The 15,334-nt window shown below is 37.8% G+C and carries 15 protein-coding genes; 14 read left to right on the top strand and 1 reads right to left on the bottom strand.

The window, feature by feature from the left end:
* The first annotated feature begins 44 nt into the window (after positions 1-44).
* The 13 genes from F564_RS0100280 (at position 45) to F564_RS0100340 (ending at position 13,266) form a co-directional block, all read left to right on the top strand.
* On the top strand, positions 45-563 hold the full coding sequence (locus tag F564_RS0100280) for a hypothetical protein (RefSeq protein ID WP_028120823.1): 519 nt from the start codon (positions 45-47) through the stop codon (positions 561-563).
* A gap of 7 nt (positions 564-570) precedes the next feature.
* Positions 571-2,331 carry a discoidin domain-containing protein gene (locus F564_RS0100285; protein WP_028120824.1) on the top strand — a complete coding sequence of 587 codons (1,761 nt, stop codon included), beginning with the start codon at positions 571-573 and terminating at the stop codon, positions 2,329-2,331.
* Positions 2,332-2,559: 228 nt separating this feature from the next.
* Positions 2,560-3,687 carry an alpha/beta hydrolase gene (locus F564_RS0100295; protein ID WP_028120825.1) on the top strand — a complete coding sequence of 376 codons (1,128 nt, stop codon included), beginning with the start codon at positions 2,560-2,562 and terminating at the stop codon, positions 3,685-3,687.
* Positions 3,680-5,086, top strand: a complete 1,407-nt coding sequence (locus F564_RS0100300; protein WP_051259503.1) for a M17 family metallopeptidase — start codon at positions 3,680-3,682, stop codon at positions 5,084-5,086. Before F564_RS0100295 ends, F564_RS0100300 begins: the two co-directional genes overlap by 8 nt.
* A 29-nt stretch (positions 5,087-5,115) precedes the next feature.
* A complete protein-coding gene (locus tag F564_RS20375; protein ID WP_154656768.1) occupies positions 5,116-5,355 on the top strand; it encodes an SH3 domain-containing protein in 240 nt (79 codons plus the stop codon).
* 83 nt (positions 5,356-5,438) lie between these two features.
* A complete protein-coding gene (locus F564_RS20380; RefSeq protein WP_051259505.1) occupies positions 5,439-5,801 on the top strand; it encodes a hypothetical protein in 363 nt (120 codons plus the stop codon).
* 62 nt (positions 5,802-5,863) lie between these two features.
* On the top strand, positions 5,864-7,075 hold the full coding sequence (locus F564_RS0100310; RefSeq protein WP_028120827.1) for an ATP-grasp domain-containing protein: 1,212 nt from the start codon (positions 5,864-5,866) through the stop codon (positions 7,073-7,075).
* Between the two features lie 79 nt (positions 7,076-7,154).
* On the top strand, positions 7,155-7,868 hold the full coding sequence (locus F564_RS0100315; protein WP_028120828.1) for an alpha/beta fold hydrolase: 714 nt from the start codon (positions 7,155-7,157) through the stop codon (positions 7,866-7,868).
* 92 nt (positions 7,869-7,960) lie between these two features.
* Positions 7,961-8,911: an ATP-grasp domain-containing protein gene (locus F564_RS0100320; RefSeq protein ID WP_028120829.1), complete on the top strand. Its 951-nt coding sequence runs from the start codon at positions 7,961-7,963 to the stop codon at positions 8,909-8,911.
* Between the two features lie 273 nt (positions 8,912-9,184).
* On the top strand, positions 9,185-10,288 hold the full coding sequence (locus F564_RS0100325; RefSeq protein ID WP_028120830.1) for a carboxylate-amine ligase: 1,104 nt from the start codon (positions 9,185-9,187) through the stop codon (positions 10,286-10,288).
* A gap of 90 nt (positions 10,289-10,378) precedes the next feature.
* The gene (locus tag F564_RS0100330; RefSeq protein WP_028120831.1) at positions 10,379-11,230 is read left to right on the top strand and encodes a type 1 glutamine amidotransferase; all 852 of its coding nucleotides are present in this window, start codon (positions 10,379-10,381) and stop codon (positions 11,228-11,230) included.
* Positions 11,231-11,291: 61 nt separating this feature from the next.
* Positions 11,292-12,473 (top strand): hypothetical protein, encoded by a 1,182-nt coding sequence (locus F564_RS0100335; RefSeq protein WP_028120832.1) that lies wholly within the window; start codon positions 11,292-11,294, stop codon positions 12,471-12,473.
* Between the two features lie 88 nt (positions 12,474-12,561).
* Positions 12,562-13,266, top strand: coding sequence for a DUF421 domain-containing protein (locus F564_RS0100340; protein WP_028120833.1), 705 nt, complete (start codon positions 12,562-12,564; stop codon positions 13,264-13,266).
* Here the strand turns inward: F564_RS0100340 and F564_RS0100345 are convergent.
* On the bottom strand, positions 13,263-13,916 hold the full coding sequence (locus F564_RS0100345) for an HAD family hydrolase (protein ID WP_028120834.1): 654 nt from the start codon (positions 13,914-13,916) through the stop codon (positions 13,263-13,265). The genes F564_RS0100340 and F564_RS0100345 overlap by 4 nt on opposite strands.
* A gap of 209 nt (positions 13,917-14,125) precedes the next feature.
* Here F564_RS0100345 and F564_RS0100350 point away from each other — a divergent pair, with 209 nt between their 5' ends.
* Positions 14,126-15,292 carry a hypothetical protein gene (locus tag F564_RS0100350; RefSeq protein WP_028120835.1) on the top strand — a complete coding sequence of 389 codons (1,167 nt, stop codon included), beginning with the start codon at positions 14,126-14,128 and terminating at the stop codon, positions 15,290-15,292.
* Positions 15,293-15,334: the final 42 nt, after the last annotated feature.

A 15,334-nucleotide genomic window follows, 5' to 3' on the forward strand; every position in this document is an offset into this window, starting at 1 on the left:
GATTTCCGCTTTTTTTAGTTAATTTGGAATAAATCTCTGCCTTAATGAAAATCTTATCTTATTTATTAATTACAATTGGCCTTGTTTCTTGCGTCAGAAGTGATATGGATCTCAAAACCCTCCAAAGCATCATCAGCAAGAACAGTTTTACCAACAAGCTTAATATCAATGATGACATGAAGTATTACAGAGCAGATGGTGTGCAAGACATCAAATTTGAAGATTTCCTAATCAACAACGAGGTAGTGACTATAGATCACGGTGACTTCAACCAGGATGGCGAGGAAGATTATATAGCCAATGTGGTCAATGATTTTAACAGAAGCGGTGTTGCACCATCACAGTTCTTCCCTATCATTATGACTTTGAAAAGCGGAAAATACGTCATCTATAAATTAGATAAATTCTACGGTGGCAAATCTGCCGGCAAAAAACTGGTGGTGGACGACAAAGACCATATTCTTTTTTATTACAGAGATCAGGCAGATGGTATGAAAATAAAGCAGGACACCTTCAGATTTGACAATAACATGCTTGAACATTACAGTAAAATCTCAGAATAAAAGCAAAATGAAATTAAAAACGATAGCAACACTTCTCTTCATTATGTCTGTTAGTTGGATTTCGGCCCAGCAAAAGACCTATTGCAATCCTATCAATATAGATTATGGCTACACGCCTTTCGAAGTTTTTTCAAAACAGGGAAAACACCGCGCCACGGCAGATCCAGTGATTGTCAATTTCCAAAAAAAATTGTTTTTATTTTCGACCAATCAGGAAGGCTATTGGTACAGTGACAATATGCTGGATTGGAAATTTGTCCACAGAAAATTCCTGAGAGACAAAAAATACATCCACGATCTGAATGCGCCGGCAGTTTGGGCAATGAAAGACACCTTATATGTTTTCGGCTCAACCTGGGAACAGGATTTCCCGATTTGGAAAAGTACAAATCCCACAAAAAACGATTGGAAAATCGCTGTTGACACTTTGAAAGTAGGCGCCTGGGATCCGGCATTCCATTACGACGAAGACAAAAACAAACTGTACCTCTATTGGGGATCAAGCAATGAATGGCCTCTTCTGGGAACTGAAGTTAAAGTAAAAACGTTGCAGTCCGAAGGTTTCGTAAAACCTATTTTGAGATTAAAACCAGAAGACCACGGCTGGGAAAGATTTGGCGAATACAACGACAACGTTTTCCTTCAGCCCTTTGTAGAGGGTGCCTGGATGACGAAGCACAAAGACAAATATTACCTGCAATATGGCGCACCAGCCACAGAATTCAGTGGTTACTCAGACGGTGTTTATGTTTCCAAGAATCCATTGGAAGGTTTTGAATACCAACAACACAATCCATTTTCCTACAAACCAGGCGGATTCGCAAGAGGTGCTGGTCACGGCGCCACATTCGAAGATAATTTTGGGAATTGGTGGCATGTTTCAACCATCTTCATCTCCACAAAAAACAATTTTGAAAGACGTTTGGGCATCTGGCCGACTGGCTTTGACAAAGACGACGTGATGTACACCAACACAGCTTACGGCGATTATCCTACCCTGCTTCCGCAATACGCTCAGGGAAAAGATTTCTCGAAAGGTTTATTTACCAATTGGATGTTGCTCAATTATAATAAACCAGTTCAGGTTTCCTCCACTTTAGGCGGTTATCAGCCCAATCTTGCGGTTGATGAAGATATTAAAACCTATTGGTCTGCAAAAACAGGCAATTCCGGAGAATGGTTTCAAACCGATTTGGGAGAAGTTTCTAACATCAATGCCATTCAAATTAATTATGCGGATCAGGATGTTGAGTTGATGGGAAAAACGCTCGGCAAAATGCATCAGTACAAAATCTATGGTTCTAATGACGGGAAAAGCTGGAAAGTGATCGTTGACAAATCTAAAAATCAACAAGATGTCCCGCACGACTACATAGAATTACAAAAACCAGCAACAGCAAGATTCCTTAAAATGGAAAATCTGAAAATGCCAACCGGAAAATTTGCTTTAAGCGGATTCCGTGTTTTTGGAAAAGGCGCAGGAAGCAAACCCGAAAAAGTTCAAAATTTTGTTCCATTGCGAGCTGACGCTAAAAAATATGGCGAAAGAAGAAGCATCTGGTTCAAATGGCAGCAGAATTCTGACGCCGACGGTTACGTCATCTATTGGGGGAAGTCACCAGACAAATTGTACGGCAGTATAATGGTCTACGGTAAAAACGAATACTTTTTCACGGGTGCAGACAGAACGGATGCTTACTATTTTCAAATCGAAGCCTTTAACGCCAACGGTATTTCTGAAAGAACCGGCGTTGTAAAATCAGAATAAATATTTAATTTTTATCAGCATAAACTCAAGCTTTCGGTGTATTTCCCCGAAGGCTTTTTTATTTTTGCTCATATTATTTTGAAATTTTCAATTTTCATTAATTCAAAGATTTTCAACATTATGTTAATATTAATTAATAAACTTCTTTTTTTATATAAAAATAGTCAACATTAGTTTGATAATTGAAATAATTTTATAAATTTATAGATATAAAGAGAATCAAAAAGAATGGAGTTTTTTCTGAAGTCAGAAGATAATGATGACCGAGCAATTTTCATAACAGGAAATTTTAACAAATGGAATCCAAAAGATCCGAAATTCAAATTGGACAAACTGGACGACAGCAATTATCACATCGCCATTTCTGATGATTGGCTGGATGATGTGATAGAATTCAAATTCACAAAAGGTGGCTGGGAAAATGTTGAAATTGACAAATATGACAACATCACACCCAACAGGAAGGCGAAAAAAGCAAGTGGGAAAATGGAGAGTAATGTAGAAAAATGGAGACTGAACTGGGGACCTTTCAAGGAAGAATTTTACCCAAAAGTTGAATTGATTGATGAAGAATTTTACATTCCTCAGCTTGACAAAACCAGAAAAGTCTGGGCGCTTTTACCTTTCGATTATGATGAATCAGAGAAAAGCTATCCGGTGCTGTATCTGCAGGATGCGCAAAATCTTTTTAACGAAGGTTCGGCTTTTGGAAATTGGGAGATCGATAAAAAGTTAGCACTTTTAGCGGAATACGGAAGAGGCGAATTGATTGTCATCGCAATTGAACACGGGAATGATGACAGAATCAAGGAATATATCTTCGATAATGATGCAGTTGCTGAAAATGCAGAAGGTAAAAAATATCTGAGATTTATCACAGATACCTTGAAACCCTGGGTAGATCAAAATTACCGCACGAAAAAAGACCGGGAAAACACGGGAATTGGCGGGAGTTCTTTGGGCGCACTAATCAGTATTTATGGTGGTTTCCTCTATCCAGAAGTCTACTCAAAACTGTTGATTTTTTCGCCATCGCTTTGGGTAGAACCGGATAACAACTTCCCGATGATCAGCTTCAGCAATCCTTATAAGATCAAAGTCTACGTCTACGGAGGTCGTAAGGAAGGCTCCAAAATGGTCAGCCGAATAAAGCTTTTTGAAAAATCTTTAAAAAAACTGAGTCTTCAGAAATTATATGATTTTGAAGTAAGAACCAACATCAGTGACAGCGGCATCCATCAGGAATTTTTCTGGTCGCAAGAATTTCCTAGAGCTGTAGAGTGGCTCTACATCGACAGTCTGGAAAGTCCGGTAAAAGCTAAAAATGAATTAGAAAAGAACGAAGCCAATGATTAGAATTAATAATAAAACAGAAAGCACAACGCAAAATATATTTCTGTTCAGCGAAGACGACTGGGAGCAGGTTCAATCAAATTACCCGAATACAGAACATTTCTTCACCGGAAAAAAGAACGAGGTTTTCATCAAAACTGACTCTAATGAAATCCATTTTTTCATCGGCATTGGAAACGGTTCGAAAGGCTTTGAAATTCAGGAGATTGCAAACAAATTCTCGAATGATTACAAAAAAAACCTACAGGCAGTTCCGACATCTGTTCATTCAAAATTAGGATTGGATTTGACAGCGGAATTGGTGAAAGGTCTGTTCTTGGGAACCTACCTGTACCCTTTTGAAAAGTCCCATCCGTTTTGGCAGGAAAACTTTGAACTTCATTTCGAAAATATTTCGGATAGTGATGCTGAAAATCTAGCCTTAAAAACAGAAGCACTCTGCAACGGACAATTTGCCGGAATGGAATGGCTGAATAAACCAGCAAACCACAAGAAGGTTAATCACCTCTCAGGATTTCTGAAGTCAACAGCAGAAAAATACGGTTTAGATTATAAAGCTCTGAACCGGGAAGAATCGGTGAAAGAAGGTTTAGGCGCATTTGCAGCAGTCAACCAAGGCAGTTCACAGGAAGCCGCCTTCACAATTTTGGAATATCAATCCGGAAAAGAGAGTGCAAAAACCATTGGTTTGGTTGGGAAGTGTGTGCTGTTCGACACTGGTGGCATTTCCATCAAACCTTCTGCCAACTTGCATTATATGAAAAGCGATATGGGTGGCGCAAGTGCAGTGATCGGCGCACTCATCGCAGCTTCGGAGCTTAAATTACCAGTTAATATCGTGGCGATTCTACCCATTACAGATAATGCAGTTTCGGAAAAAGCGTATTTACCAAGTGACGTCATCACAGCTTACAATGGAAAAACGATTGAAGTTCTGGACACTGATGCTGAAGGCAGAATGACTCTAGCAGACGGACTTTCCTATTTATCAAAGAACTATGAAACCGATGTTTTGATTGATTTGGCCACTTTGACGGGAAGTGCTGTCCGAATGTTTGGTTACACTTGTGGCGCTTACTTTTCCAACAATGATGATCTGAAAAAAACCTTGGAAAAATCGGCAGATAAAACCAATCAGAGAATATGGAATCTCCCGCTTTGGGACATTTGGAAAGACGATTTCACGTCGGATGTCGCTGATTTTAAGAATATCTCGATGAAACCTTTTGGAGATTGCATCGTTGCTGCCAAATTTTTGGAGCAATTTATAGAAGGCCATCAGAATTGGGCACATTTGGATATTGCTGGTGTTGCGTTTGGAAATGTTGGTTATGCGAAAGACAAAGCAGCAACTGGTTACGGCGTTCAATTGCTGTTGGATTTTATTGAAAATTATAATTAGTTACAGAGCAAACACAACATTAATAATTAATGAAAATAATAGCGAGTTTCATATTTACTTTGATAATGTCTCAAGCAATATTTGGACAATTTGCAATTATTTCGGATAAAGATGGTTTCGTAAACGTTAGAAATTCCGCAAATATTGGAAACAATATTTCTGAAAAATTGGAAAATGGTTTTGTAATATATTCTTTTGAGCCAAAGGGTAATTGGATTAATATTGATTATAAAAAGAATGGGAAAGAATTAAACGGATATATTTATTAAAATAGAATAAAATTTATCACTGATTTTACAAAGGTAGTTCATAAATCAAATTATGGTGGAGTTATAGAATTGGAGATGAAAATGTGAAAATTGAAATCAGTGGAACCAATTTTATAAGGAAAAAGTATAAGTTGACTTTCTACAAAAATACAAATCAATTAGATAAAATAGATGATTTGCCAATTTTTGGAACAGATGGAAATATTCCTAAAAAAGAGTATAAATCAATTAACATTGAAATTAATAATGAAAAAATACGACTCCCACATATTGCTTTGAAAAATTTGTACGAGCCAAACCTACTATTTGCTGGAGCAAATTATGATGAAAAAAATGACATTTTATACATCTACTCGTCAAACAGTGATGGAGCAGGAAGCTATGAAGTAATATGGGTCATAGAAAAGAAGAAATTCAAAGAAAGAATTGAAGCTTACGGCTTTTAAAAACTGACATAAAAAATAATAAAAGGTAAATCATTTTACTTCTACACAATACAAATTTGAAAATGAATATGGAAAAAACAATGGTCTGCATTTCCTGCTACTACAAAGGTTACGACTTTATGGACGAGTGCAAAAAGCTTGGAAACAAAGTCATTCTCATCACCTCAGAAAACCTGAAAGACAAACCGTGGCCTTGGCACGCGATAGACGAGGTTTATTATATGCCAGAAATTGAAGCATCGGTTTGGAATCTGGATCATCTTGTTCAGGGTTTTGCTTATCTGATGAAAAACCATCAGATAGATGCTGTGATTGCGTTAGACGATTTTGATGTGGAAAAAGCGGCAATGATTCGTGAAACTTACCGCATTCCGGGAATGGGACAGACGACACACCGCTATTTCCGTGATAAACTCGCAATGCGCCAGCAGGCCAAAGACAACGGTATTTCTGTGCCAGAATTTTCATCGATTTTCAATGATGCAAAACTGCATCAGTTTACGCAAGATGTGGCTGGACCTTGGGTTTTAAAACCACGTTCTGAAGCGTCGGCGAGCGGAATCATCAAAATTAATTCAGCCGATGAACTTTGGCCTGCGGTAGAAACGCTAGGCAACGAACGCTATAAGTTCTTGCTGGAAGCCTTCAAGCCAGGCGATGTTTATCACGTTGACTGCTTGGTTTACAACAAAGAAATTGTGTTTTCCTGCTTTTCAAAGTACCTTTCTCCACCAATGAAAGTGTCTCACGAAGGCGGTGTTTTCCGCACCAAAACTTTAGCGAAAGATTCAGAAGAAGCAATGGGTCTGGAAAAAATTAATAAAGAAGTGTTAGACAAATTCGGAATTCAAAACGGTGCAACTCACAGCGAATATATTCGGGGAATCGACGGGCAATATTACTTCCTCGAGACATCATCAAGAGTTGGTGGCGCACACATTCCCGATATGGTGGAAGCGGCGACTGGCGTTAATATCTGGAGAGAATGGGCAAAACTGGAAAATGCATTATTAGCCGGTGAAAAATATGCGGTTGAAGAAACTCGGAAACTATTTTCAGGTTTAATTGTTTCTCTTGCCAAAGAAAAACATTCTGATACAAGCGACCTTCAAAATGAAGATGTTGAAAAATTCCTACCAATCGATTACCACATTGGAATTGTTTACAAAGCAACAACCGAAGAAAGAATACAGGAAAGACTGGACCAAGCTGCAGTAATTGTTACAGAAAGAATCCTCAATATTCTACCTCCGAAAGACAAATCCACGAGTTAAATTTTTGACTTTGAAGACTTCATAAGGACAGTTTTAATTAATCTTTCACCCATGATCATTGATCAATTATAAAATACATATGCCTCAAATCACACATACAGACTATTATTCACAAATCCTTGGGAAAAGCATCAAGGTAGAAGTCACAGGACATTTCGGAACTCCGGTCATTATGTTTCCGACTTCGCAGGGTTCTTACACCCAAAATGCAGATTTCCATTTGAACGGAAGCATCTCATGGTTCACAGACAATGGCAAGCTAAAACTCTTCAATCTGGAAACCATTGATGCTTTAAGCTTTTACAATAAAAATATTTCGGCGCACGACAGGATCAGAAACTACGAATTGTACGTTCAGTTTCTAGTTCAGGAGTTCATTCCTTTTATCCAGAAAACGCACAACACGCATAGAGTTGTGGTTGCGGGTGCAAGTTTTGGAGGTTATCACGCTGCTAATTTTGCCTTCAGATACCCAGATTTAGTATCACATCTTTTCTGTTTGTCTGGTGCCTTTTCGATCAGAAATTTTATGGACGGGATCCAGGATGAGCTGGTTTATTTTAACTGTCCGGACGAGTTTCTAAAGAACGACGATGCCTGGAAATACAAGCATATGCACATCATCCTCAGCACTTCTGATCGTGATATCTGTCTGGAACCAACGAGGAGAATGGCAGGAATTCTCACAGCAAAAGGCATCAACCATTGGTACGACGAACAGAAATGGATAGACCACGATTGGGTGCTTTGGAGAATGGTTTTTCCAAAATTTATTGGGCGATTTTTCGGGTAAGCCAAGCTTAAATCAAATTTAAAAACAACAACAAATCACAATAACTGCAGAGTTCTTCATTAGGATTTCTGACAATCAAAAACAAAAAAATTATGGCAAAAAAAATTGGAATTTTATTCGGAATGGAAGACACTTTCCCGTGGGCATTCATCGACAAAGTCAATGAGTTGGGAAAAGGCGAATACATTGCTGAACCAGTACAAATAGACAAATTGGAACAAGGCGCAGATTACGGTTATGCCGTGATCATTGACAGGATTTCGCAAGACGTACCATTCTACAGAGCTTATCTTAAAAATGCGGCGGTTAGCGGAACTTACGTGATCAACAATCCATTTTGGTGGAGTGCAGATGAGAAATTTTTCAACAATGCGTTGATGCTAAAAATAGGAATTCCATTGCCGAAAACCGTTTTGCTCCCTTCTTATGAAAGACCTACCAATACCTCAGAAACATCATTCAGAAACCTGAAATTTCCGCACGATTGGGATTACATCTTTAATTATGTTGGATTTCCGGCTTACATGAAACCGCACGACGGTGGCGGCTGGAGAAATGTTTACCGTGTAGAAAGTCCAGAAGACATGTGGGCAAAACACGCTGAGACAGAGCAATTGGTAATGATGGTACAGGAAGAGATTGTTTTTGAAGATTACTACCGCGTTTATTGCTTAGGCAGAAAGTACGTTCACATTATGCCGTACGAACCGAGAAATCCGCACCATTTGAGATATGCAACCACGCATCAAACAGAAGGTAAAGAACTTGAAGCATTACTGAAAAAAATCACAGATTACACGTTGAAAATGAATGAAGCTTTGGGCTACGATTTCAACACGGTAGAATTTGCTGTGAGAGATGGCATTCCTTACGCCATCGACTTCTGCAATCCTGCACCAGATGCAGACAAAAACTCTGTTGGTGAAGAAAACTTTGAATGGATTGTAGAACACGCTGCAAAACTGGCCATCGAAAAAGCCAAAGATTACAAACCAGGGAAAGTGAATATCAACTGGGGGAAATTTGTGACCAACAAACTTTAAAACTTCACTACTATTTATGGCAGCTTAATCCGACTTCCGCTCCCAAACCTAACGAAGTGGTTCGACGAGTCAATCTTTTTGCAGACGATTTTGGTTTGAATAGAACTCAAGTCCAAGCAAAAAAGGATTTCCGCTCAAACCTAACGAAGTGGTTCATCGATTCAAATGAAAAAATAGAAAAGAAGAGATAAGTCGGGCTGCTGTAATTCAATGTTAAAAATTAAAAATACAAAACTAATTACTAACTAACTTTAACTAACAAACACAAATAATATGCACAGATTTACGATAGGTGTAGAAGAAGAATATCAAATCATAGACGCCGAAACACGGGATCTCGTCTCACACGTTTCCAAAATAATAGAAGGCGGAAAAGCAGTTTTGAGCGAAAACCTAAAACACGAGATGCACGAATCTGTCGTAGAGATGGAAACCGGAATCTGCGAAAACATCCAGCAAGCCCGTCAGGAATTGACTGACCTCAGAAGACATCTTGTAAAAACGGCTCACGACCAAGGTCTCAGAGTTGCCGGCGGCGGAACGCACCCTTTTTCTCACTGGAAAGATAATCCCATCACAAAAGATGCACGTTACGACAAAATCGTGAGCGATCTTGGCGACGTTGCCAGATCCAACCTGATCTTTGGCTTGCACGTCCACATTGGGATTCCGGATCGTGAAGAAGGAATCAGAATTCAAAATGTGATGCGTTACTTTTTGCCTCACGTTTATGCTTTATCTACAAACTCACCGTTTTGGGTGGGAAGACTGACTGGTTTCAAATCGTACAGACAGGAGGTTTTCGCCAAGTTCCCGCGAACTGGTTTACCAAGTTACTTTGCAAGCGTGGCAGAATTTGATGCTTATGTCAATCTAATGGTAAAAACCGGAACGATTGACAACGCCAAGAAAATCTGGTGGGATTTGAGAGTTCATCCCTTCTACCCAACCATCGAATTTAGAATCTGTGATATGCCGATGACCATTGATGAAACCGTTTGTCTGGCAGCAATCATGCAAGCTTTGGTAGCGAAAATTTATAAAATGCACCAGCAAAATACCAGCTATAGAAGTTACAGAAGATTACTCTTAACCGAAAACAAATGGCGTGCTTCCAAGGACGGAATCGATGCGCATCTAATTGATTTTGGTAAAGAAGCCAGTGTTCCGTACAGAGATCTTTTGGAAGAATTATTAGCTTTCATTGATGACGTCGTGGACGATTTGGGATGCAGAAAAGAGGTAGAATATGCGAGAGAGATTTGCAAAATGGGAACCGGAGCAGACCGTCAATTGAAAGTCTATAATGAAACTGGTGGTGATCTTAAAAAAGTAGTAGATTACATGATTTATGAAACTGAAAAAGGATTAATTTGATGCTCACTAATGCGTGATAAATCACACTCGTTTTGTCACTCCAAATTAACTCCAATTTAAAATTCTTAATTTTGTAAAAATTTCACCGATATGAGTAAAAACGATGTAAGAATTGCGCTTTTGGATATGAACAACAACCACCCAAACCAAGGAATGCGCAATATCAAAGAATTATCCAAAACTTTTCAAAAACAGTCTGATGACAACGTTTCGGTAGAGATCTTTGACGTTCGTTACAAAAACGAAATGCCGAATATGGCTGATTTTGATATATTTTTATCTTCAGGAGGTCCTGGAAATCCGCACCCAGAAGGCCACGAATGGGAAAATAAATATGCTGGATTTCTAGATCAGATTTGGAAACACAATCAGGTCAATGAGCAGAAAAAATATGCTTTTTTGGTTTGTCATTCCTTTCAATTGGCAGTGATCCATTTTGGAATTGCTAACGTTTGTAAAAGAAAATCGTATTCTTTTGGCGTCATGCCCATCCACAAATCTGAAGATGCCGAAAAAGAATTTCTGTTCAAAAATCTTCCAGATCCCTTCTATGCAGTCGATTCGCGAGCTTACCAATGTATCGAACCGAACCAGGAAAAGATTGATCAACTGGGAATGAAAGTCGTGGCTCTGGAAAAGTACCGCCCCACTGTGCATCTTGAAAGAGCGCTGATGGCCGTTCGTTTTTCTGAGGAAATCTTTGGAACGCAATTTCACCCCGAAGCCGACCCGACAGGCTTTGTAAAAAACCTTGAAGACGAAAAAAATAAAACAGCAATGATCGAAACATTCGGAATGGAAAAATATCTGGAAACCATTGATAGAATGAATGACGATGACAAAATCGTTCTGACACAGGCTCAGATCATTCCTCGATTTTTGAAATTCGCATCTGAGCAGATCACTAAAAATAGTTCTCGGTTGATGGTTGATGGCCGATAGCTTTACCACTTAGACTAAAATCCAATAACGATCAACTGACCACTAAAAACACAATTAAACTATGATCCCAAAATACAGAACTCAATTTAACAACGACTTTTCCCACGACAAATATCAGAAAACAAATAAGCTCATCATGGAGAAATGCGGTCAGGAAGCCGCGTTTCGTCTTTCTGAAAGTCCCATTTTTCTGACGAACGATTTTTGGAACAAGCTGGACGACACTTCAAAATCCATTATTTCGCAAATCAAAACTATGTCTGACGAAGAATTAAGCAAAGCGATTCCCGCCAATTGCAATGTTCCGAATGACACCAAAAAACCTCATTTTCTGGCTATCGATTTTGGGATTTGTCAGGATAAAAATGGCGAGATCATTCCGCAATTAATAGAACTCCAGGCTTTCCCAAGCTTGTTTGGATTTCAAAGGTTGTTTGAGGAAGTGATCACAGAAGTTTATCCTTTTCTTAATGATTTGAAAAAGTCACTTTCGCAGGAAGCATTTGTTAAAAAACTGAAAGCTGTGATTGTTGGCGATGAGAATCCTGAGAATGTAATCTTGCTGGAAATCTATCCTGAAAAACAAAAAACAGCGGTTGATTTTGTGCTGACAGAACAACTATTAGGAATCAAAACAGTTTGTCTGACGAAAGTTAAAAAGGAAGGTCAAAAATTATTCTACGAAAAGGATGGGAAATCAATTCCAATCCATCGTATTTACAATCGCGTTATTTTTGACGAATTGGATAAAATCGAAGGTTTGAAAACTGAGTTTGATTTCCGCGAGGATGTGGACGTAGAATGGATCACGCATCCCAATTGGTTTTTCAAAATTTCAAAATATATTCTTCCCAAATTGAAACACGCGTTTGTCCCGAAAAGTTACTTCTTGTCTGATTTCCCAGAAAATGAAACACTTGAAAACTTTGTTTTAAAACCACTTTTCTCTTTTGCAGGAAGCGGCGTTAACTTGAATCCGACTCAGGAAATTATTGATCAAATTAATGATAAAGAAAATTACATCCTCCAAAGAAAAGTAACTTACGCACCACTTTTTGAAGACATCAATGGGGAATTTTCCAAAGCAGAAATACGTTTGCTATTTGGCTGGGAGCCTACAAAAGAAGATCCGGAACTTCTTGTCAATCTGGTTAGGATGACGAAAGCTGAAATGGTCAACGTCGATTTCAATAAGAAGGATGCGATTTGGATCGGCAGTTCTATGGCGTTTTTTGGGGATTAGTTATATCAATTTCAATGTAAAAACTATTCGCAGTTGATTTTTTCAAATTTCCTCTGGCTTATTTTTTGACATAGTTTCTCAAAAAACTATGTTCCTAACTAGCGAATCATTCGACTTAAAACAAATTTTACTCGGCTCCGAAGAATGGAGTTTCCTTTTGGAAACGGTTCTTAGGACAAGTATTATGTTCCTCATTATCATTTTCGGACTTCGGCTTCTGGGGAAAAGAGGCGTCAAACAATTATCTGTTTTTGAGTTGGTAGTAATTATCGGATTAGGTTCTGCCGCTGGTGATCCGATGTTTTATAAGGATGTTGGAATTCTGCCGGCTTTGGTGGTATTCACAATGATCATCAGTCTGTACAGTATCATTACCTACATTATTGGGAGAAGTAAAAAGTTCGAAAAACTGGTAGAAGGAAAGCCGATTTGCTTGATAGACAACGGTATTTTCTGTATTGAAGATTTCAAAAAAGAAGCGCTCGGCGAAGACGAATTCTTTGCTGAACTGAGACTGAAGGGCATTTCTCATCTGGGACAAGTCGAAAAAGCGATTGAGGAAATTTCCGGAGAGGTAAGTGTTTTCTACTTTGAAGACCACGACATTAAGTATGGTCTACCCATCATGCCCACTTCATTAGAAAGCGTAGTAAAGACATTCACTGCAAAAGCACATTATTCCTGCACTTTTTGTGGTTATACAGAACAATTTGACATCCACGGAAAAAGCCATTGTAAAGTTTGTGGCAAAGATGAATGGGTAGAATCTTCCAACAAAAAAAGGATCTCCTAAAAGATTTTCAGTTTTTCGACATCCAATTCATCAAAATGGTGGATCACAAGATCTGCGGTTTCATAATTCTGGTTTTTACTGTTGGCACTTTTGTACCCCACACAGAATATATCTGCAGCATTGGCGGCCAGGATACCGTTGGTACTGTCTTCTATCACGATACACTTCGATCTGTCGTTTCCGGAAAGTCTTTGTGCTTCTATGAAAATGGCAGGATGTGGTTTTGATTCCGGAAAATCTTCACCACTCACGAGGTATGAGAAAAAAGGAAACAAATCGAAACGTCTGAAGACCCGATCTATGGTAGATTTGGCTGCGGAAGATGCCAGTATCAACTGAAAATCATGAGCATATAATTGATTGATCAAAGACCCTACACCATCTAACAATTTCAAATCTGGATCTGTATCAAAAAGCTCATAAAAAACGGTTCTTTTTCTCTGGATCAGTTCTTCTGCATTGGTATCAATCCCGAAAATATCTTTGATCATCTGGTAGACATTTCGGGTAGATTTGCCGGTAAATTTTGAGAATAATTCGGCATCAACATCGATATTCAATTCTCCAAAATGTTGGTAGTAAGCTTTTTTGTGAAGTGGTTCTGTATCTACAATCACGCCGTCCATATCAAAAATAACCGTGTTCTTCATCTGCAAATTTCTCTTTTTTTTAATTCATTAATTCGTGCAAAAATAGGGATTCTAAATGGGTTGTTTTGATTAAATACGATTCAAATTATCAATTTTAAGCTTTAATTATTTGGTACAAATTAACATTTAGCAAATCAATTTTAGTAATTTTTTATAACAGGAAGCGTTGTATTTAAAGTATTTTTATCAAAAATTAAAACCGTTTTTATATGAAAAGACTACTATTTGTTTTTTTACAGTTCCCCATTCTTTTTTTTGCTCAACAGAAAGTACAGATTTTAGATTCCGAAACACATAAACCGATTCCTAATGCCAGAATCATCTCCAACCAAAAAGTCTATTATTCCAATGATGATGGCTTTATTCTCTTAATAGAAAATAGTGATAAACAAGAGATTTCTGCAATTGATTATTTGTCGGAAACAGTGAAAAATTACAAACAGACAATTAGTTTAAAACCAAAATATCAGAATATTGATGAAGTAAAAATTGTTTCCATCGACATCAAAAAAATATTGAAAGATGTTTCTGACAATTACTCCAAACTCTATTATGACCAACCTCAACTTTATGACATCACGATAAAACAAAGAGCTTTCGAAAATAACAAAATGAAACTTCTGATGATTGCTGATGGAAACTTCTGGAGTAAAGATGGATGTTACAATGCAAAAGATGCTTTCAACGACAGATTTGATAATTTCGTTCAACTTCAGATAGATGATTTGCGATATTTGAAATCCGAAACTTATGAGAATAAAATCAGAACCAAAAAACAAGATACTTCTCACGACAAAATTGGAGATTTGTTCTTAAATTATGAACTTTTCCGAACTTTAAGTCTTGCTAAATCGAAAAAAGCAAAAACTACTGGAAAATTATTGGAAGATAATGAAACCGAGCAAGACATTTCTTTTCTTATCAAATTAGATTCTACACACATTTACAAAGGACGGATTTTGTATAACAAAACAGATAAAGCTATCACGCATTTTGACTTACATTTCAATCAAAGTTCTACCAAACCTTTCCCATTAAAAGATGAGGATGGTATAGAATATCTACGACAGTTGGGAGATGGAATCCTTAGTTTTGATTATTATAAAAATGGAGATAAATATGTGCCGTCGAAAATTGGTTTCGTAGTAGAAAATTTAAAAACCTTTGTCGGAGATAAGATTTATGAAAACCGTTCTGCAAGGGAAATCATCTTCAAAAACGTTGAAAAATCGACATTAAACGGTGTTCAAACTCCTGTGAAAATCAATCAAGCTTACTGGCAAGATTTGAAAGTGAGCAATGAAAAAGGCGACATACTTTTGTCTAGGGAAGAGGAAGAATTCATTAATGAAAAATCTGATATAGACAAAGACTAATCATCACATTATAAAACCAATAAAGAGAAATAGAAACCACTA

Source organism: Epilithonimonas tenax DSM 16811 (assembly GCF_000428485.1).
Classification (GTDB): Bacteria; Bacteroidota; Bacteroidia; order Flavobacteriales; family Weeksellaceae; genus Epilithonimonas; species Epilithonimonas tenax.